The sequence below is a fragment of the Allobosea sp. Tri-44 genome, from assembly GCF_004123845.1.
Lineage (GTDB): Bacteria > Pseudomonadota > Alphaproteobacteria > Rhizobiales > Beijerinckiaceae > Allobosea.
Map to the genome: position 1 here is coordinate 100,753 of NZ_NBDP01000016.1, position 18,376 is coordinate 119,128.

21 protein-coding genes are annotated in these 18,376 nt (G+C 65.8%); 19 read left to right on the top strand and 2 right to left on the bottom strand.

Features of this window, described 5'->3' with window-relative positions:
* Nucleotides 1-7 precede the first annotated feature (7 nt).
* The 15 genes from nuoI to queA all read left to right on the top strand — a co-directional run bounded on the left by nuoI (nucleotide 8) and on the right by queA (nucleotide 13,414).
* Nucleotides 8-496 carry an NADH-quinone oxidoreductase subunit NuoI gene (gene nuoI / locus B6S44_RS11240; protein WP_126111743.1) on the top strand — a complete coding sequence of 163 codons (489 nt, stop codon included), beginning with the start codon at nucleotides 8-10 and terminating at the stop codon, nucleotides 494-496.
* Nucleotides 497-624: 128 nt separating this feature from the next.
* A complete protein-coding gene (locus B6S44_RS11245; RefSeq protein WP_129156985.1) occupies nucleotides 625-1,248 on the top strand; it encodes an NADH-quinone oxidoreductase subunit J in 624 nt (207 codons plus the stop codon).
* On the top strand, nucleotides 1,245-1,553 hold the full coding sequence (gene nuoK / locus B6S44_RS11250) for an NADH-quinone oxidoreductase subunit NuoK (RefSeq protein ID WP_110491227.1): 309 nt from the start codon (nucleotides 1,245-1,247) through the stop codon (nucleotides 1,551-1,553). The genes B6S44_RS11245 and nuoK overlap by 4 nt, the downstream gene beginning before the upstream one ends.
* Before the next feature lie 26 nt (nucleotides 1,554-1,579).
* Nucleotides 1,580-3,622 (top strand): NADH-quinone oxidoreductase subunit L, encoded by a 2,043-nt coding sequence (gene nuoL / locus B6S44_RS11255; RefSeq protein WP_129156986.1) that lies wholly within the window; start codon nucleotides 1,580-1,582, stop codon nucleotides 3,620-3,622.
* A gap of 4 nt (nucleotides 3,623-3,626) precedes the next feature.
* Nucleotides 3,627-5,141, top strand: coding sequence for an NADH-quinone oxidoreductase subunit M (locus B6S44_RS11260; protein ID WP_129157085.1), 1,515 nt, complete (start codon nucleotides 3,627-3,629; stop codon nucleotides 5,139-5,141).
* 11 nt (nucleotides 5,142-5,152) lie between these two features.
* Nucleotides 5,153-6,580: an NADH-quinone oxidoreductase subunit NuoN gene (gene nuoN / locus B6S44_RS11265; protein ID WP_129156987.1), complete on the top strand. Its 1,428-nt coding sequence runs from the start codon at nucleotides 5,153-5,155 to the stop codon at nucleotides 6,578-6,580.
* An 8-nt stretch (nucleotides 6,581-6,588) separates the two neighbouring features.
* A complete protein-coding gene (locus B6S44_RS11270) occupies nucleotides 6,589-7,368 on the top strand; it encodes a biotin--[acetyl-CoA-carboxylase] ligase (RefSeq protein ID WP_129156988.1) in 780 nt (259 codons plus the stop codon).
* Between the two features lie 109 nt (nucleotides 7,369-7,477).
* Complete coding sequence (locus tag B6S44_RS11275; RefSeq protein ID WP_129156989.1) at nucleotides 7,478-9,148, top strand: ribonuclease J; 1,671 nt, start codon at nucleotides 7,478-7,480, stop codon at nucleotides 9,146-9,148.
* Between the two features lie 47 nt (nucleotides 9,149-9,195).
* Nucleotides 9,196-9,600: a methylmalonyl-CoA epimerase gene (mce, locus tag B6S44_RS11280; RefSeq protein ID WP_092154233.1), complete on the top strand. Its 405-nt coding sequence runs from the start codon at nucleotides 9,196-9,198 to the stop codon at nucleotides 9,598-9,600.
* A 3-nt stretch (nucleotides 9,601-9,603) separates the two neighbouring features.
* Entirely contained in the window at nucleotides 9,604-10,005 is a 402-nt protein-coding gene (locus B6S44_RS11285; protein ID WP_129156990.1) for a RidA family protein, read from the top strand.
* Nucleotides 10,002-10,232 carry a DUF1467 family protein gene (locus B6S44_RS11290; RefSeq protein WP_129156991.1) on the top strand — a complete coding sequence of 77 codons (231 nt, stop codon included), beginning with the start codon at nucleotides 10,002-10,004 and terminating at the stop codon, nucleotides 10,230-10,232. The genes B6S44_RS11285 and B6S44_RS11290 overlap by 4 nt, the downstream gene beginning before the upstream one ends.
* Nucleotides 10,233-10,624: 392 nt before the next feature.
* A complete protein-coding gene (locus tag B6S44_RS11295; RefSeq protein WP_129156992.1) occupies nucleotides 10,625-11,185 on the top strand; it encodes a peptidylprolyl isomerase in 561 nt (186 codons plus the stop codon).
* A gap of 5 nt (nucleotides 11,186-11,190) precedes the next feature.
* Nucleotides 11,191-11,823 carry a hypothetical protein gene (locus tag B6S44_RS11300; protein WP_129156993.1) on the top strand — a complete coding sequence of 211 codons (633 nt, stop codon included), beginning with the start codon at nucleotides 11,191-11,193 and terminating at the stop codon, nucleotides 11,821-11,823.
* Nucleotides 11,823-12,290: a peptidylprolyl isomerase gene (locus B6S44_RS11305; protein ID WP_129156994.1), complete on the top strand. Its 468-nt coding sequence runs from the start codon at nucleotides 11,823-11,825 to the stop codon at nucleotides 12,288-12,290. The genes B6S44_RS11300 and B6S44_RS11305 overlap by 1 nt, the downstream gene beginning before the upstream one ends.
* Nucleotides 12,291-12,319: 29 nt before the next feature.
* Complete coding sequence (gene queA, locus B6S44_RS11310; RefSeq protein WP_129156995.1) at nucleotides 12,320-13,414, top strand: tRNA preQ1(34) S-adenosylmethionine ribosyltransferase-isomerase QueA; 1,095 nt, start codon at nucleotides 12,320-12,322, stop codon at nucleotides 13,412-13,414.
* A gap of 3 nt (nucleotides 13,415-13,417) precedes the next feature.
* Here the strand turns inward: queA and B6S44_RS11315 are convergent, their stop codons facing one another.
* Nucleotides 13,418-14,425 (bottom strand): purine-nucleoside phosphorylase, encoded by a 1,008-nt coding sequence (locus B6S44_RS11315; RefSeq protein ID WP_206735133.1) that lies wholly within the window; start codon nucleotides 14,423-14,425, stop codon nucleotides 13,418-13,420.
* 58 nt (nucleotides 14,426-14,483) lie between these two features.
* Nucleotides 14,484-14,888, bottom strand: coding sequence for a VOC family protein (locus B6S44_RS11320; protein WP_129156997.1), 405 nt, complete (start codon nucleotides 14,886-14,888; stop codon nucleotides 14,484-14,486).
* Between the two features lie 70 nt (nucleotides 14,889-14,958).
* On the opposite strand from B6S44_RS11320, the gene B6S44_RS11325 reads away from it, so the two are divergent.
* From B6S44_RS11325 to B6S44_RS11340, 4 genes are all read left to right on the top strand, one after another.
* A complete protein-coding gene (locus tag B6S44_RS11325) occupies nucleotides 14,959-15,573 on the top strand; it encodes a TetR/AcrR family transcriptional regulator (protein ID WP_129156998.1) in 615 nt (204 codons plus the stop codon).
* A 191-nt stretch (nucleotides 15,574-15,764) separates the two neighbouring features.
* A complete protein-coding gene (locus B6S44_RS11330) occupies nucleotides 15,765-16,427 on the top strand; it encodes a tetratricopeptide repeat protein (protein WP_129156999.1) in 663 nt (220 codons plus the stop codon).
* A gap of 52 nt (nucleotides 16,428-16,479) precedes the next feature.
* Nucleotides 16,480-17,868 (top strand): ribosome biogenesis GTPase Der, encoded by a 1,389-nt coding sequence (gene der, locus B6S44_RS11335; RefSeq protein ID WP_129157000.1) that lies wholly within the window; start codon nucleotides 16,480-16,482, stop codon nucleotides 17,866-17,868.
* Entirely contained in the window at nucleotides 17,868-18,278 is a 411-nt protein-coding gene (locus B6S44_RS11340) for an NUDIX hydrolase (protein WP_129157001.1), read from the top strand. Before der ends, B6S44_RS11340 begins: the two co-directional genes overlap by 1 nt.
* Nucleotides 18,279-18,376 lie beyond the last annotated feature (98 nt).

Here is an 18,376-nt window from a genome sequence, read left to right on the forward strand (position 1 = left end):
CGAGAAGATGTCACTCGCGCAAGCTGCCAAAGGACTGCTCCTCAAGGAGTTCGTCGGCGCTTTCGTCCTGTCGATGCGCTATTTCTTCAAGCCGAAGGCGACGCTGAACTATCCCTTCGAGAAGGGCGTGCTCTCGCCGCGCTTCCGGGGCGAACACGCGCTGCGCCGCTATCCGAACGGCGAGGAGCGCTGCATCGCCTGCAAGCTCTGCGAGGCGATCTGCCCGGCACAGGCGATCACGATCGAGGCCGGCCCGCGCCGCAATGACGGCACCCGCCGCACCACGCGCTACGACATCGACATGACCAAGTGCATCTATTGCGGCTTCTGCCAGGAGGCCTGCCCGGTCGATGCCATCGTCGAGGGCCCCAACTTCGAATTCGCCACCGAGACCCGTGAGGAGCTGTTCTACGACAAGGACAAGCTGCTCGAGAACGGTGCTCGCTGGGAACGCGAGATCGCGCGCAATATCGCGATGGATGCGCCCTATCGCTGAGGACGGAGCCCGTCGCGCGGTTGTCGCGCTAGGCGGGCCTGACTATAGACGCTCCAAACTGCGGCGGGTCTCGATCCGCCGCGTGATGAAAACGAGGGCCGCCCTTTAGGGCGGAAAGGCTGGCGAAGATGAATGCCGCAGCGGCTTTCTTCTATCTCTTCTCAGGCGTCACCATCGCCTCGGCGCTGATGGTGATTTCGGCACGCAACCCGGTCCATTCGGTGTTGTTCCTGATCCTCGCCTTCGTCAACGCGGCGGGCCTGTTCCTGCTGCTCGGGGCCGAGTTCCTCGCGATGCTGCTGATCGTCGTCTATGTCGGCGCCGTCGCCGTGCTCTTCCTCTTCGTGGTGATGATGCTCGACGTCGACTTCGCCGAGCTGCGCCAGGGCTTCCTGCAATATCTGCCGATCGGCGGCCTGATCGGCCTGATCTTTGCGGTCGAGCTGCTGCTGGTCGTCGGCGCCTGGGTGATCGATCCGCAGATCGCGCGGGCGCCGGTCGCGGCGATCCCCGCCGGCGTCACCAACACGGCGGCGCTGGGGCAGGTGCTCTATACCAAGTATGTCTACTACTTCCAGGCGGCGGGCCTCGTGCTGCTCGTCGCGATGATCGGCGCGATCGTGCTGACGCTGCGCGACCGGAAGGGCATCAAGCGCCAGGATATCCCGACGCAGAACGCCCGCACCAAGGCTGCGGCGATGGATGTGAAGCAGGTGCCGTCGCGCGCCGGCGTTCCCGAGGAGATGGCGTGATGATCGGGCTCGGACACTATCTCGCGGTCGGCGCGATCCTGTTCACGCTCGGCGTGCTCGGCATCTTCATCAACCGCAAGAACGTCATCGTCATCCTGATGTCGATCGAGCTGATCCTGCTCTCGGTCAACATCAACTTCGTCGCCTTCTCGAGCTTCCTGAACGACATCGTCGGCCAGGTCTTCGCGCTCCTGGTGCTGACCGTGGCGGCCGCCGAGGCTGCGATCGGGCTCGCCATTCTCGTCGTCTACTTCCGCAACCGCGGCACGATCGCGGTGGAAGACATCAACATGATGAAAGGCTGAGCGCGGCAACGCGCCCGTAACCTGCCATGTATCACGCGATCGTCTTCCTCCCTCTGATCGGCTTCTTCATCGCCGGCATTTTCGGCCGGCTGATCGGCGCCCGCGCCTCGGAGATCGTCACCACCACGCTGCTGCTGGTCTCGGCGGTGCTGTCCTGGATCGCCCTGTTTCAGGTCGGCTTCGGCTCGGGCACCACCCGCGTCCAGGTCGCGACCTGGCTGGCCTCTGCGGATCTGCGCGTCGACTGGGCCTTCCGCATCGACACGCTGACCGCGGTGATGCTGGTCGTGGTCAACACCGTCTCCTCGCTCGTGCACGTCTATTCGATCGGCTACATGCACGAGGATCCCTCGCGGCCGCGCTTCTTTGCCTATCTCTCGCTGTTCACCTTCGCCATGCTGATGCTGGTGACGGCCGACAACCTGGTGCAGATGTTCTTCGGCTGGGAGGGCGTCGGTCTCGCTTCCTATCTGCTGATCGGCTTCTGGTATCAGAAGCCCTCGGCCAATGCCGCGGCGATCAAGGCCTTCGTCGTCAACCGCGTCGGCGATTTCGGCTTCCTGCTCGGCATCTTCCTGGTTTTCGTGCTGACCGGATCGGTCGCCCTCGACAGCATCTTTCCGCAGATCGCCGGTTTGACGGAGCGCAGCTTCCGCTTCCTCGGCTATGACTGGAACGCGCTGACGCTGACCTGCCTGCTGCTGTTCATGGGCGCCATGGGCAAGTCGGCGCAGTTCATGCTGCACACCTGGCTGCCGGACGCGATGGAAGGCCCGACCCCGGTCTCGGCGCTGATCCATGCCGCGACCATGGTCACCGCCGGCGTCTTCATGGTGGCGCGCCTGTCGCCGATCTTCGAATACGCTCCGGTCGCGCTGACCGTCGTCGTCGTCATCGGCGCCACCACGGCCTTCTTCGCCGCGACCGTCGGCCTGGTGCAGAACGACATCAAGCGCGTCATCGCCTATTCGACCTGCTCCCAGCTCGGCTACATGTTCGTGGCGATGGGTGTCGGCGCCTATTCGGCTGGCATCTTCCACCTCTTCACCCACGCCTTCTTCAAGGCGCTGCTGTTCCTGGGCGCCGGCTCGGTCATCCACGCGATGCACCATGAGCAGGACATGCGGAACATGGGCGGCCTGCGTAAACACATCCCGTGGACCGCGGCCGCCATGACGATCGGCACGCTGGCGCTGACCGGCTTCCCGCTCTTCGCCGGCTATTTCTCCAAGGATGCGATCATCGAGAGCGCCTATGCCTCGGTCGCGCATGGTGGCTTCGCCAGCTCCTACGCCTTCGTGCTGCTGGTCGTCGCCGCGCTGATGACGTCATTCTATTCCTGGCGGCTCTACTTCATGACCTTCGAGGGCAAGCCGCGCTGGGCCGGTCACGGCCATGATGCGCATGGTCACGATGACCACGCGCACGCCGCCCACGGCCATCATGACGACCATGGCCACGCTGCGCATGGTCATGACGACCACGGCCATGGCCATCACGACCACAAGCCGCATGAGAGCCCGCTCTCGATGCTGATCCCGCTCGCCGTGCTCTCGCTCGGTGCGCTCGTGGCGGGTTACGTCTTCAAGGAGGCGTTCATCGGCCACGACTACGAGCACTTCTGGAAGACGGCGCTGTTCACCGGCAAGGACAATCACATCCTGCACGCCATGCACGAAGTGCCGAAATGGGTGGTCTGGTCGCCCTTCGTCGCGATGCTGGTCGGCTTCTTGCTGGCGCTCTACATGTACGTGCTGCGTCCGGATATCCCGGGCAAGCTCGCCGCCGCCAACCCGGTGCTCTACAAGTTCCTGCTCAACAAGTGGTACTTCGACGAGATCTACGACTTCCTGTTCGTGAAGCCGGCGATGTGGCTTGGCCGCTTCCTCTGGAAGAAGGGCGACGGCCTCGTCATCGACGGCTTGGGACCGGACGGCGTCTCTGCACGGGTCGTCGACGTGACCAACCGGGTCGTGCGGCTGCAGACCGGCTATGTCTACCACTATGCCTTCGCCATGCTGATCGGCGTCGCCGGGCTGGTGACCTGGTACCTCATGGCCCGCGGGTGAGATGATGTCCTTCGGTTTCGGTGTCCTCGCTGGTCTCCTGGTCCTGCCGCTGGTCGGCGCCGCGTTCATCCTGACGCTGCGCGGCGATGAGGCTTCGGTCAATTCGAACGCGCGCTGGGCGGCGCTGTTCTTTACGATCGGGACGTTCGTTCTCTCGCTCTACGCTTGGAGCCAGTTCGACTCAACCAATCCCGGCTTCCAGATGGTCGAGACCCATGCCTGGGTCTCCGACATCATCAAGTTCAAGCTCGGCGTCGACGGCTTCTCCTTCCCCTTCGTGGTCCTGACCGCCTTCCTGATGCCGTTCTGCATCCTGGCGTCCTGGACCTCGGTCGAGAAGCGGGTGCGCGAATACATGATCGCGTTCCTGATCCTCGAGGCGCTGATGATTGGCGTTTTCGTCGCGCTCGACCTCGTGCTGTTCTATCTGCTGTTCGAGGCGGGCCTGATCCCGATGTTCCTGATCATCGGCATCTGGGGCGGCAAGCGCCGGGTCTACGCCTCCTACAAGTTCTTCCTCTACACGCTGCTCGGCTCGGTGCTGATGCTGCTCGCCATCATGGCGATGTACTGGAACGCCGGCACCACCGACATTCCGACGCTGCTGACCCACAAATTCCCGGTCCAGATGCAGCCCTGGCTCTGGCTCGCCTTCTTCGCCTCCTTCGCGGTGAAGATGCCGATGTGGCCGGTCCACACCTGGCTGCCCGATGCCCACGTCGAGGCGCCGACGGCCGGCTCCGTCATCCTGGCGGCGATCCTCCTGAAGATGGGTGGCTACGGCTTCATCCGCTTCTCGATCCCGATGTTCCCGGATGCCTCGGCGATGTTCGCGCCGCTGGTCTACGCGCTCTCCGTCATCGCCATCGTCTACACCTCGCTGGTGGCGCTGATGCAGGAGGACATCAAGAAGCTGATCGCCTACTCCTCGGTGGCGCATATGGGCTTCGTCACCATGGGCCTGTTCACCCTGACGCCGCAGGGCATCCAGGGCGCGATGTTCCAGATGGTCAGCCACGGGCTGGTCTCGGGCGCGCTCTTCCTCTGCGTCGGCGTGATCTACGACCGCATGCACACCCGCGAGATCGCCGCCTATGGCGGGTTGGTGAACCGGATGCCGCTCTATGCGGTGGTGTTCATGATCTTCACCATGGCTAATGTCGGCCTGCCGGGCACGGCCGGCTTCGTCGGCGAGTTCCTGACGCTGATGGGCGCCTTCAAGGCCAATCCCTGGGTGGCGTTCATCGCGACCTTCGGCGTCATCCTTTCTGCCGGCTATGCGCTCTGGCTCTACCGCCGTGTCGTCTTCGGCGAATTGGTTAAGCCCGAGCTCAAGGACATCACCGACCTCAACGCCCGCGAGATCACGATCTTCGTGCCGCTGGTCCTGCTGACGATCTGGTACGGCATCGCCCCCGGCACGATCCTCGACGCCTTCGCGGCGCCGACCGAAGCCCTCATCAAGAACTATCAGGCCGCCATCACCGCCGCGAAGACGGCGATGCTGGTCGCTCAATAAGGCTGACGGAAATGACCTTGCCCGCCCTCGGCCCTGCGCTTCCGGAAATCATCCTGGCGCTCGGCGCCATCGCCATGGTGCTCTACGGCGCGATTCAGGGCGAGCGCTCGACGCGCACGCTCGAGATCGCGGCGCTCGCTCTTTTCGCGCTGGCGCTGGTGCTCGTCCTGCGCGGCGAGGGCAAGGTCGTCACCTTCAACGGCGCCTTCATCGCCGACGGCTTCGCCCGCTTCATGAAGGTGCTGACGCTGTTTGGCGCCGCTGCCGCGATCGTGCTCTCGGCCGATTTCCTGCGCCGCGATGGCGCCATGCGCTTCGAGTTCCCGATCCTCGTCGTCCTCGCCACCATCGGCATGATGATGATGATCTCGGCTAACGACCTGATCGGGCTCTATGTCGGCCTGGAGCTGCAATCGCTCGCATTGTACGTGGTTGCCGCCTTCGACCGCGACAATCCGCGCTCGACCGAGGCCGGCCTGAAATACTTCGTCCTCGGCGCGCTCTCCTCGGGCATGCTGCTTTACGGCTCGTCGCTGGTCTATGGCTTCACCGGCACGGTGAGCTATGCCGGCATCGCCGAGGCAGTGAAGGGCGGCCATCCCGGCATCGGCCTGATCATCGGCCTCGTCTTCGTCGCCGCCGGCGTCGCCTTCAAGATATCGGCCGTGCCGTTCCATATGTGGACTCCGGACGTCTATGAGGGCGCCCCGACCCCGGTCGCGGCCTTCTTCGCCTCGGCGCCGAAGATGGCGGCGATGGCGATGACCGTGCGCATCTTCGTCGGCGCCTTCCCGGGCGCGCTGCATGACTGGCAGCAGATCATCGTCTTCATGTCGATCGCCTCGATGGCGCTCGGCGCCTTCGCCGCGATAGGCCAGACCAATATCAAGCGCCTGCTCGCCTATTCCTCGATCGCGAACATGGGCTATGCGCTGGTCGGCCTCGCCGCCGGCACGCCGGCCGGCGTCCAGGGCGTGATGACCTATATGGCGATCTATCTCGCCACCACGCTCGCGGCCTTCGCCTGCGTGCTGATGATGAACCGCAATGGCAAGCCGGTCGAAGAGATCGGCGAGCTCGCCGGCCTGTCCCGCACCAATGGCTGGATGGCGTTTGCGATGTCGATGATGATGTTCTCGCTCGCCGGCATCCCGCCGCTCGCCGGCTTCTGGGCGAAGTGGTACGTCTTCCTCGCCGCGATCGAAGCCAAGCTCTACGTGCTTGCCGTCGTCGGCGTCGTCACCAGCGTCGTCGGCGCCTACTACTATCTGCGCATCGTCAAGGTGATCTATTTCGACGACGCCAAGCCCGCCTTTGACAAGGGCGATACCGGGGTGCGTGCGGTCCTTCTGGTTTCGGCGCTGTTCGTCCTGGTGCTGTCCTTCCTGCCGGCGCCGCTGTTCGATTCCGCAGCCGCGGCGGCGAAGTCGCTGTTCTGAGCGCTTAGATGCTCGGCGAAACGGCGCGCGCCGCCGGCTATCGCCTGATCATCCGCGACGAGGTCGCCTCCACCATGGAGGAGGCTCGTCGGGCGTTGGGCGAGGGCGATCCGGGACGGCTCTGGATCGTCGCGCGAAGCCAGAATGCCGGTCGTGGCCGGCATGGTCGGCACTGGGGCTCGCCGCCCGGCAATCTCTACGCCAGCCTGCTGCTGGTCGCGCCCTGTGAGCCTGCGCTCGCGCCGCAGCTCGGCTTCGTCGCGGGGCTCGCCCTCCACGATGCGGCAGCGAACGTGACCGGACTTTCAGCACCGACGTTGGCCCTGAAATGGCCGAATGACCTGCTGATCGGCGGTGCCAAGACCTCGGGCCTGCTGCTCGAAGGCGAGAACCGGGCAGGGCGCTTCAACGTCGTCATCGGATTCGGCGTCAACGTCGCCTCCTCGCCGGAAGGAACGCCTTATCCCGCGACGCGTCTCTCCGCGCATGCTGCCGAAGCGAGCGTCGAGCGCCTGCTGGCGGCCCTGTCGGATGCGTGGCACCAGCGCTTCTCGGCCTGGTCGCTGCCCGGTGGCTTCGGCCCGACCCGTTCCGCCTGGCTGGAGCGCGCCGCCTATCTCGGTGAGACCATAACCATGCGGCTGCCCGAGGGGCCGGTCTCCGGCCGCTTCCTCGGCCTCGACACGTCCGGGCGGCTGGAACTGGAGACGGAGGCCGGCCGGCGCCTGATCGACGCCGGCGATCTTTATTTCGGTAGCACGGCCAATTCGGGCGTGCCGTCAGCGTGACGGGTATCCTCGTCCTGCCCACTCCTGCCGCTATGGAGGCGGGTGGAAGGGCATGCTACGCCTGCCGCCGCCCGCCTTGCCCGCCTCAGCATAGAAGTCAGGATAACCAGTGACCCGTTCCAGCGACCAGCTCGTCTTCGTTCCGCTCGGCGGCCTTGGCGAGATCGGCATGAACGCCGCGCTCTACGGCTTCGGGCCGGAGAAGAAGCGCAAATGGATCCTGGTCGATTGCGGGCTCTCCTTTGCCGGGCCGGAGGCGCCGGGCGTCGACATCGTCCTGCCCGACCTCACCTACATCATCCAGGACCGGGCGAACCTGCTCGGCATCGTCATCACCCACGCTCATGAGGACCATATCGGCGCGCTTGCCGCGCTCTGGCCCTCGCTGCGCGTGCCGGTCTGGTGCACCCGCTTCGCCGCCGGCCTGCTGGCGACCCGCCGCCTGTCGGAGCCGGGCGCGCCCAAGGTCGAGATGAACATCGTCGCCCAGGGCGGGCGCTTCACCCTCGGTCCCTTCGACATCGAGTTCGTGCCGGTCGCCCACTCGATCCCGGAATCGAACGCGCTCGCGATCCGCACCCCGGCCGGCCTCGTCGTCCATACCGGCGACTGGAAGATCGACCCGACACCGCGCGTCGGCCTGCCGACCGACGAGGCGCGCCTGCGCGAGCTGGGAGAGGAGGGCGTACTGGCACTGGTCTGCGATTCGACCAATGTCCTGCGCGACGGCATCAGCCCGAGCGAGGCCGATGTTGCGGCCAAGCTCAAGGAGCTGGTCGCCTCGGCCCCCAACCGTGTCGCCGTCACCACCTTCGCTTCTAACGTCGCCCGTCTGCGGGCGGTCGCCGAGGCTGCGATGGCCAATCAGCGCGAGGTCGTCGTCGTCGGCCGCGCCATGGACCGGGTCATCGACGTCGCCCGCGAATGCGGCTTTCTCGACGGCATTCCCGCTTTCCGCGGAGTCGATACCTATGGCTACCTGCCGCGCGACAAGGTCGTGGCGCTCGTGACCGGCAGCCAGGGCGAGCCACGCGCGGCGCTCTCACGCATCGCTGCCGACGACCATCCCGAAATCGCGCTCGCGCCGGGCGACCGGGTGATCTTCTCCTCGCGCACCATCCCCGGCAACGAGAAGGCGGTCGGCGCCATCCTCAACCGCCTGGCGCGCGACAACATCGAAATCATCACCGACCGCACCCATCTCGTGCACGTCTCAGGCCATCCCCGCCGTGAGGAACTGGCACGGCTCTATGGCTGGCTGAAACCGAAGATCGCGATCCCCGCTCATGGCGAGGATCAGCATCTGACCGAGCACGCCACCTTTGCCCGCAGCCTCGGCGTCAAGCATGTGCTGCGCGCCGGCAATGGCGATGTCGTCGCGATCGGCGAGGACGGCGCCCGCAAGCTCTCCGAGGTCCAGCACGGGCGGTTCTACCAGGATGGCGAGCTTCTGGTTGGAGCGCTTGACCGCACAATTCCGGAGCGCCGCCGGCTCTCCTTTGCCGGGGTGATCTCGATTGCGGTCGCCCTCGACGAGAAGGGCGAGCTTGCCGGCGATCCCGAGGTCGCGCTGATCGGCCTGCCACTCGCCGCCAAGGACGGCACGCCGTTCGACGATATCGTCGCCGATGCGGTCGAGGATCTGATCGAGGGCATGCCCAAGTCCAAACGCCGCGATCCCGAGGCGGTGCGCAACGCCCTTGAGCGCGGTGTGCGCAGCGCCGTCAACGAAGAGTGGGGCAAGAAGCCGCTGGTGAATGCGCTGGTGATCACGGTGTAGGATCGGGCATATCGCCCGTTGCAGCCGAGCCCGAACGGAGCCTGTGAATGATCGGACGCCTCAACCACGTCGCCATTGCCGTGAAGGATCTCGCGGCTTCGACCGCGCTATATCGCGACACGCTCGGCGCCCGTGTCTCGCAGCCGCTGCCGCAGCCGGAGCACGGCGTCACCGTGGTCTTCGTCGAGCTGCCGAACACCAAGATCGAATTGCTGGAGCCGATGGGCGCGGATTCGCCGATCGCCAAGTTCCTCGAGCGCAACGCCGATGGCGGCATCCACCACATCTGCTACGAGGTCGACGATATCCTCGCGGCCCGCGACCGGCTGAAGGCGCAGGGTGCGCGCGTGCTGGGATCGGGCGAGCCGCGCATCGGTGCCCATGGCAAGCCGGTGCTCTTCCTGCACCCCAAGGATTTTTGCGGCACGCTCGTCGAGCTGGAACAGGCCTGAGCCATGACGTCCGAGATTGCATTCTTCGGCGAACCGGAGGCCGGGTCGCCGCGCCCCTTCAGCCTCGCCACGCGCGCCGGCGGCCTCGTCTTCGTCTCCGGCCAGTCGGCGCCGCATGACCCCGCGAACGGCATCGTCCGCGGTGGGACGCCCGGAGAGCAGGTAAGGCAGGCGCTGGGGTATATCGCCAGCATCTTGGCCGAGGCCGGCAGCAGCCTCGACCGGGTGGTGCAGATGACCATGCTGATCACCGATCCCAGCGACTACGCCGCCTGCAACGCCGAATACGTGAAGCATTTTCCGAACGGCCTGCCGGCTCGGCATACGGCGCGTTTCGGCGTGCCGACGGAAGCGAGGGTTGCGTTCTCCTGCATCGCCCTGGCCGGTGAGGGCAGCGCATCATGACGATCGGCGGCGGGCTCGCGGTCTATTTCGTGATCTGGTGGACAGTGCTGTTCGTGACGCTGCCTTTCGGCGTGCGCAGTCAGGCGGAGAGCGGGGAGGTCGAGAAGGGGACCGATCCCGGCGCGCCAGTCCTGCCGGGTCTTGCCAAGAAAGCAGTGGCAACGACGATCCTCGCCGGCATCGTCTTCTGCATCGTCTGGTACGTCTGGACCTATCTCGATATCTGAACAGCGTTCAGTACAACTTAGCGTATAGTCCAAAAACAAAAAGCAAGGCTTTCGCCTTGCCTTTGGAAGTCTGTTTTTTACCGAAGTATCGGCGCGCCATTGTCGATGCGCACTCATATACTAGCGGCTGTTTGTTCCTCCCGAGACCTGGTCCGCGGCGCCCGGAAAACGGTCGGGCGAGCCCAGCGCTGAATTGATTAGCGGATCGCAATAATGTTGTCACCTGTTTAGGCAGCGTTCGCCCGAACTTTTTGCAAAATTATTCCAGTTTGTTCTTGTGCAGTGCAACATTGTGCTCCGGCGGCGATTCCGCGCCTTGTTCCAGTCATAGGATGTCGCTACCTCGCTGGGGCAGACGCGCCGGGCCGTTCCGGCGGTCAGGAGAGATTCCGATGCTTCGCACCACGCTCGCCGCTCTGGCGCTTTCCGCTTCCGTCAGCCTGGCCCTGGCCCAGGCGCCCGCGCCGGCCAATCTCGACCCGCAGAACACCGTGGTGCTCGAGACCAAGGACGGGCCGGTGACGATCCGCCTGCGGCCCGACCTTGCGCCCAAGCATGTCGAACAGATCAAGGCGCTGACCAAGCGTGGCTTCTACAACGGTATCGTCTTCCATCGCGTCATCGATGGCTTCATGGCTCAGACCGGCGATCCGAAGGGCGACGGCACCGGCGGCTCCGACCTGCCGAACATTCCGGCGGAGTTCACCCCGACGCCGTACAAGGCCGGCTCGGTCGGCATGGCGCGCTCGCAGAGCCCGAACTCGGCCAACTCGCAATTCTTCATCTGCTTCGAAGGCTGTGGCTCGCTGACCGGCCAGTACACGCTGTTCGGCGAGGTCGTCTCCGGCATGGACGCGGTGCGCAAGATCAAGAAGGGCAGCAGCGCCAACAATGGCTCGGTGAGCGGCCCCGACAAGATCATCCGCATGCGCCTGCTGGCGGACGCCAAGTAAGTCTCATGCGCCGGTCGCGCCTGCCTGCGCTTTTGCTCCTGCTGCTGGCTTCGGCCAGCAGCATTGCGCATGCGCAGGACACGCGCGACCTCGGCCTGCCGCCGGCCTCGGGCTTCCAGAATCCTGTCTTGCCGCCACCATCGGGCTCCCAGAACCCGGTGCTGCCGCCGCAATCGGGCCAACGCTATATGCCTGGTATCGACGGGCCCTTCGGCGAGGGCGCGCGCCGGCCGGCCAGGCCGCCGCAAACGCCTGGCGTCGACAACGGCGTCAGCGGCACGGTCAATCCCGAGACGATCGGCCTCGGCGGAGAGACCATCGACCGGATCGACCAGATCGGTCCGGCACTGCGGCGCTGCTGGCAGCCACCTTCGCTCGATGCTCAAAGTGGTGGTGCCAGCGCGAGCGTGCGCTTCAGCCTGCGCCGCGACGGCACGCTCTTCGGCCAGCCGCGTGTCACCTGGGAGATGCGGCGCGCACCGCCCGGCCTGCGCGAGCGCTTCAGCGACTCGCTGATGCGGGCCGTGCGCGACTGCACGCCGATGAGGTTGTCGCCGGGCCTCGGAGGGAGTATCGCAGGCCGCCCGATCACCATCCGCTTCTTCGGCCGCGTGCCGACCAACGAAAGATCAATCTGATGTCGCTCGACCCTGAGAACACCCTCGTCATGGAGACCACCAAGGGCCGCGTGGTCATCAAGTTGCGTCCGGATCTCGCTCCCAACCATGTCGAGCGGATCAAGCTCCTCGCCCGCGAGGGCTTCTATGACGGCATCGTCTTCCATCGCGTCATCGACGGCTTCATGGCGCAGGTCGGCTGCCCGCATGGCACCGGCACCGGGGGCTCGAGCCATCCGGACCTGGCTCAGGAGTTCAACGCCGAGCCGCATGTCCGCGGCGTCTGCTCGATGGCTCGCTCCCAGAACCCGAATTCGGCCAACAGCCAGTTCTTCATCGTGTTCGACGACGCCCGCTTCCTCGACAAGCAGTACACCGCCTGGGGTCAGGTCGTGGAAGGCATGGAGAACGTCGACAAGATCAAGCGCGGCGAGCCGGTGCGCGATCCCGACTCCATCGTCTCGCTGAAGGTTCAGGCGGACGCCTGAGGCGTCAGCCCGCTGTCGGCGCCTGAATCGTGGACGTCGACCTTTTCGACTTCGATCTGCCTGAGGAGCGCATCGCGCTGCGGCCTGTAAGCCCGCGCGATGCCGCAAGGCTGCTCGTCGTCCGCCCCGATGCGCCCGAGTCGCTCGCGGATCGGCGCATCCGCGATCTCATCGAACTGCTCCAGCCCGGCGACGCGCTGGTGCTGAATGACACCCGCGTCATACCCTCGCGGCTCTGGGGACGGCGCTATCGCGGCGAGACCTCGGCCCGCATCGAGATCATGCTGCACAAGCGCGAGGCCGATGACCGCTGGCGCGCCTTCGCCCGCCCGGCCAAGAAGCTCGCTGTCGGCGAGACGATCATCTTCGACAGCGACGGCGCCGGCAATGCCTGCGAACTCGCTCGGCTGCAGGCCGAGGTCGAGGACAAGGGGGAGGGCGGCGATATCGGCCTGCGCTTCTCGCTGACCGGCCCCTATCTCGACGAGGCGATCGCGCGGCTCGGCGAGTTGCCGCTGCCGCCCTATATCGCCGGCAAGCGCGCGACCGACCAGGCCGACGCACGTGACTACCAGACGACCTATGCCCGCGAGGAAGGCGCCGTTGCCGCGCCGACGGCAGGTTTGCACTTCACGCCGGAGCTGTTCGACGCGTTGAAGAAGCGCGGCATCTCCAGCCATTTCGTCACGCTGCATGTCGGCGCCGGCACCTTCCTGCCGGTCAAGGCCGACGACACCGACGAGCATCGCATGCATGCCGAATGGGGCACGGTCAGCGCCGTGACCGCCGACGCCCTCAACGCCGTGCGTGCTGCGGGCGGCCGCATCGTCGCCGTCGGCACGACCTCGCTGCGCCTGCTCGAAAGCGCGACGGGTGAAGATGGCGTCATCAAGCCGTTCTCGGGCGACACCGCGATCTTCATCACGCCGGGCTATCGCTTTCGCGCCGTCGACCTGCTGATGACCAATTTCCACCTGCCGCGCTCGACCCTGTTCATGCTGGTCTCGGCCTTCGCCGGCCTCGACCTGATGAAGCGCGCCTATGCCCACGCCATCGCCGAAGGCTATCGCTTCTATTCCTATGGCGATGGCAGCCTGCTGTTTCGGGCGACACCACCAGCCTGAGCGCTATTTGGCCGGCAGCGGCGGCACGCCCTTCTGCCATTCGCCCCAATTGCCGACGATGTGATCGACAACGCGCGAGCCGACCGCCTCGACATTGGCGACGGTCTCGGCAAAGCCGCCGGCGGTCTGGCCGGGCGCCGGGTCGAGATGCTGCTGCGTCGTCTCGTTCGGATTGCCCTGGTCGAAGTTGACCGCGCCGCGCAGGCTGAGGACCCGGTCGGTGCCGAACTGCCGCTTGATCACCAGCGTGATCGCCGCCGCTTCCATTTCGGTGATGACATAGTCGTCGGCGCCGTAGAGCTTGGCCATGTATTGCGCCTCCTTCGACAGGCCAGGCCCATGGAAGAAGGTGTCGCCGGTCATGTGCGTGCCGGTCTGGACGGAAGGGGCCGCCCGTGCCCGCTCCTCCGGATAGCGCTGGCGATACTGCTTTGCCGACTCCGAATCCTGCAGGTTGACTCCAGAGCTCAGCCGCGTTGCCCAGCCGACCAGCGTCGGGTTGAGTTTGAAGACCCGGTACTCCTCATAGCCCTTGCGCGGTATGAAGACGGGCTCGCCCGGCTTGCCCTCCTCCGGCGCCCAGCGATGGCCGAGATCGTAATCGACCAGCCAGGTCCCCCAGGAGACGTCGCCGATCGTGCCGCGCGAGGGCGGCGTGCCGGCGACGCCGGTGATGACGAAATAGGCTTGCGAGAAGTCGTAGTCCGGATCGAGCAGGATCGCCTGCATCGAGGATGAGGAATTGACCTTGCCCATGCCGAGGACCGCGCCGCAGACGCCGTCGCCGTTGCAGTAGACCGGCTTCAGCGCGCCGCGTGCCTCGTGCGGCTGGCTCTTCTGCCAATAGCGCTCATACCAGTGCTGGAATTCGCCGGCTCGGTCGCCCGTATTCGCGCCGATCTCGAACATCGAGGCGACGAAGACCTTGACCTTTGTCGGGGCCGCCTCGGCCGCGCCGAGCGAGGCGAGGGTGAGAAGGGCTGCTCCCAGCCCGCTGGCGATCCGGTTCATGGCTGTCTCCCTTGCGATGGCAGAAGCCAAAGCAAGGTGCCTGCCATGGCCCGTATGATCAAGCATGAGCTTCCGGCGGCGCGCTCATCGGGATCGGCTTGATCACGTCGATCAGCACGCCGCTCGGGTCGGCAGTGATGAAGTGGCGCTGGCCGAACCATTCATCGCGCAGCTCCTGCAGGATCGGCAGGCCCGCCGCCTTGAGCCGGGCGTGCTCCGCGTCGGCATCCTCGACCTCGAAATTCAGGATCAGTCCGCTGATGCGCCCGCGGCCGGGGAGGGGGATGGTCTCATGGCTGCCGTCCAGCACCGCCAGCGTCACCCGCTTGTCGACAGTCGACTGCAGGTGGACATACCAATCCGCCTCGAACAGGGCCTGGAAGTCGAAATGCGCGATATAGAAGGCAGCGGTCTCGGCGACCTTCTCGGTCATGATCACCGGATAATAGCTCGTGACTTTCATGGGCTTGCTTGCCTCTCTTCACAAACATACAATCTGCATGTTTTTGTGAATTAACATACAGGCTGCACGTATGCAAGAAGCCGCGCGCCGGTCCAACAAGGATCGCTCCGACATGACCCGCGCCGCGCTGATCGCGGCAGGGCGCCAACTCTTCGTCAGCCGCGGCTACGCCGAGACCGGCACACCCGAGCTGGTCGCGGAGGCAGGTGTGACACGCGGCGCGCTCTATCATCACTTCGCCGACAAGCGCGCTTTGTTCCGGGCGGTGGTCGAGGCGGAATCGGCTGCGGTCGCGCATGAGATCGAGAGCGCGGCGCGTCCCGGCCTGCCGCCGCTGAAGGCGCTCAGCAAGGGTGGCGCGGCCTTCCTGGAAGCGATTCGGATGCCGGGCCGGACCCAGCTGCTGCTGATCGATGCCGCCGCCGTGCTCGGCCGCGAAGAGCTCGACGCCATTGACGCCCGCCATGCAGGGCGGACGCTGCGGGAAGGTCTCGCGGCGGCGATACAGGCTGGCGCGCTGCCGCCCTTGCCGCTGGCACCGACTGCACAGTTGCTCGGCGCGGCTTACGACCGGGCCGCTCTCGCCATTGCGGCCGGAGCCGATCCCGGCGAATGGCACAAGCTCATCGACCGTGTGCTCGCCGGACTGGCTTCGCCTGGCGTAGCGCCGCGACAGGTGCGGTGACGGCCATGTCTGGCCGTTCCGGCTCGCATTCCGCCGGCAAAGGTGCTACCCGGCAGGCTGGAGCATGTTCCGCAAAAGTGGGAACCACTTTTGCGATCAGAACATGCTCAGCTTATTAGCTTTGCGCGAATTCTCTTCGTTCGACCGATTCCGGTCGAACGGAAAGCGCGCGAAGAGCAGTTTGAGGCGTCATGTCCGATATTTTCCGCGAGATCGATGAGGAGGTTCGCCGCGACAAGGCGACCGCCGTCTTCAAGAAGTATGGCAATGTCTTCATCGCCATCGCCGTGCTGGCTGTCGCCGGCGTCGGCGGCTGGCAGTTCTGGCAGCAGCAGGAGCGCAAGAAGGCCGAAGCCGTCGGCGCGAAGTTCGAGGCGGCGGTGCGTGCCTCGCGCGATAATGATGCCAGTGCGGCTGAAGCGACGCTGACCGAGCTCGCCGGCAATGCTCCGGCGGGCTATCGTCAGCTCGCGCGCTTCCGCCTCGCGGCCGAGATCGGCAAGCGTGATGGAGCTGCCGGCGCCACCGCCTTCGATGCGCTCGCCAACGACGCGTCGCTCGAACAGTATTATCGCGATCTCGCCCGCCTGCGTGCCGGCCTGCTGCGCGTCGACCTCCTGCCTTATGCCGAGTTGCGCAAGGAGCTCGAGCCGCTGGTGACGCCGACCGGGCTCTGGCGCCATTCTGCCCGCGAATTCCTCGGCATTTCCGCGCTGAAGGCCAACCTCTTCGAGGATGCCGGACGCTGGTTCGATGCCGCCGTTGCGGATCCGCAGTCGCCGCAGGTGCTGCGCCAGCGCGTCGAACTCTATCTGACGCTGGTCCGAGGCGGGCCGGTGACTATCAAGAATTGATTCCGGGTGCCGGTTGCTGCCGGCGGCTGCGCCCGGCACAACTGGACGGATCATGACTGCAATCATTGCCATCGTCGGTCGACCCAATGTCGGCAAGTCGACCCTGTTCAACCGGCTCGTCGGCAAGAAGCTGGCGCTGGTCGATGATCAGCCCGGCGTCACCCGCGATCGCCGCGAGGGCGAGGCCAGCCTCGGCCACCTGCGCTTCACGGTGATCGACACCGCCGGCCTTGAAGAGGCCGACAAGGATTCGCTGGCGGGCCGCATGCGCGCCCAGACCGAAACCGCGATCGATCAGGCTGACGTCATCCTGTTCATGATCGACGCCAGACTCGGCCTGACGCCGATGGACCAGCCTTTCGCCGACCTGGTGCGCCGCTCCGGCAAGCCCGTCATCCTGCTCGCCAACAAGGCCGAGGGGAACAAGGGCAAGGACGGCGTCATGGAAGCCTATTCGCTCGGCCTGGGCGACCCGGTGCCATTCTCGGCCGAACACGGCGAGGGCACCTCCGACCTGCTGGAGGCGCTGGCCCCTTACGTCGACGACGAGCCGGAGGAGGACGAGGAGGAGGCCTGGGCCGATGCTCCTGCCGCTGTCGAGTCCGATGAGGATGTCGACCCCAACCGGCCGGTGCGCGTCACAATCATCGGCCGCCCCAATGCCGGCAAGTCGACGCTGGTCAACAAGATGATCGGCGAGGAGCGCCTGCTGACCGGGCCCGAGGCCGGCATCACCCGCGACACCATCTCGGTCGAATGGGAATGGCGCGGCCGGCCGGTGAAGCTGTTCGACACCGCTGGCATGCGCAAGCGCGCCCGCATCGACGAGAAGCTGGAAAAGCTCGCCGTGGCGGATTCGCTGCGCGCTATCCGCTTCGCCGAGGTCGTCGTCGTTCTGCTCGACGCGACCATCCCCTTCGAGAAGCAGGACCTGACGCTGGCAGACCTGACCGAGCGCGAGGGCCGCGCCGTCGTCATCGGCCTGAACAAATGGGACCTCGTCGCCGACAAGCAGGGCCTGCTGACCGAGCTCAAGGAGAAGGCGCATCATCTTCTGGCGCAAATCCGCGGCGTCGAGATCGTGCCGCTGTCCGGGATTGCCGGCGAGGGCATCGACCGGCTGATGCAGGCGGTGTTCCGGGCCTATGAGGTCTGGAACCGCCGCGTCTCCACCGCGAAGATCAATCGCTGGCTCGAAGGCGTGCTCTCGGCCCATCCGCCGCCGGCTGTCGCCGGTCGTCGCATCAAGATCCGTTACATGACGCAGGCCAAGGCGCGGCCGCCGACCTTCGCGCTGTTCGGCAATCAGCTCGAGCATCTGCCGATCTCCTATATGCGCTATTTGACCAACAACCTGCGCGAGGCCTTCGAGCTGCCGGGTACGCCGGTGCGGCTCCATACCCGTGGTGGAGCCAACCCTTACGACAAGGCCAAGAACTGATGCTGGAGACCGTCAGCGCGCTGTTCCTGCGCGCCGACGGGCGGGTGCTGCTGGGTCTGCGCGCCTCCTGGAAGCGCGCCTGGGCCGATCACTGGGACGCGATCGGCGGCCGGGTCGAGGCAGGCGAGGGGCTCGAAGCCGCGCTCATTCGCGAATGTCGCGAGGAGGTCGGGCTGACGCCACTGACCTACCGCTTGATGCTCTCGGCCGAGGAGCGCTTCCCCGAGCGCAACGGCGCCGCGCTCCACCACATCTACGTAGTCTCGGCCTGGGACGGCGGCGAGGCGGAGAACCTGTCGGACGAGCATGTCCGGATCGGTTGGCTCTCGCTTGACGAGATGGCGGCCCTGCCGAATCTGACGGTACCCGACCTGATCGCGGTGGTGCGGGAGTACGCGGCTGTGCTGTAGGGGCCGCGTCATGCTCGCCCTGCCTTCCCTTCTCCCCCTGCGGGAGAAGGTGGCCCGAAGGGCCGGATGAGGGGTCGTGCAGGTCTTGAAGGTTAAGA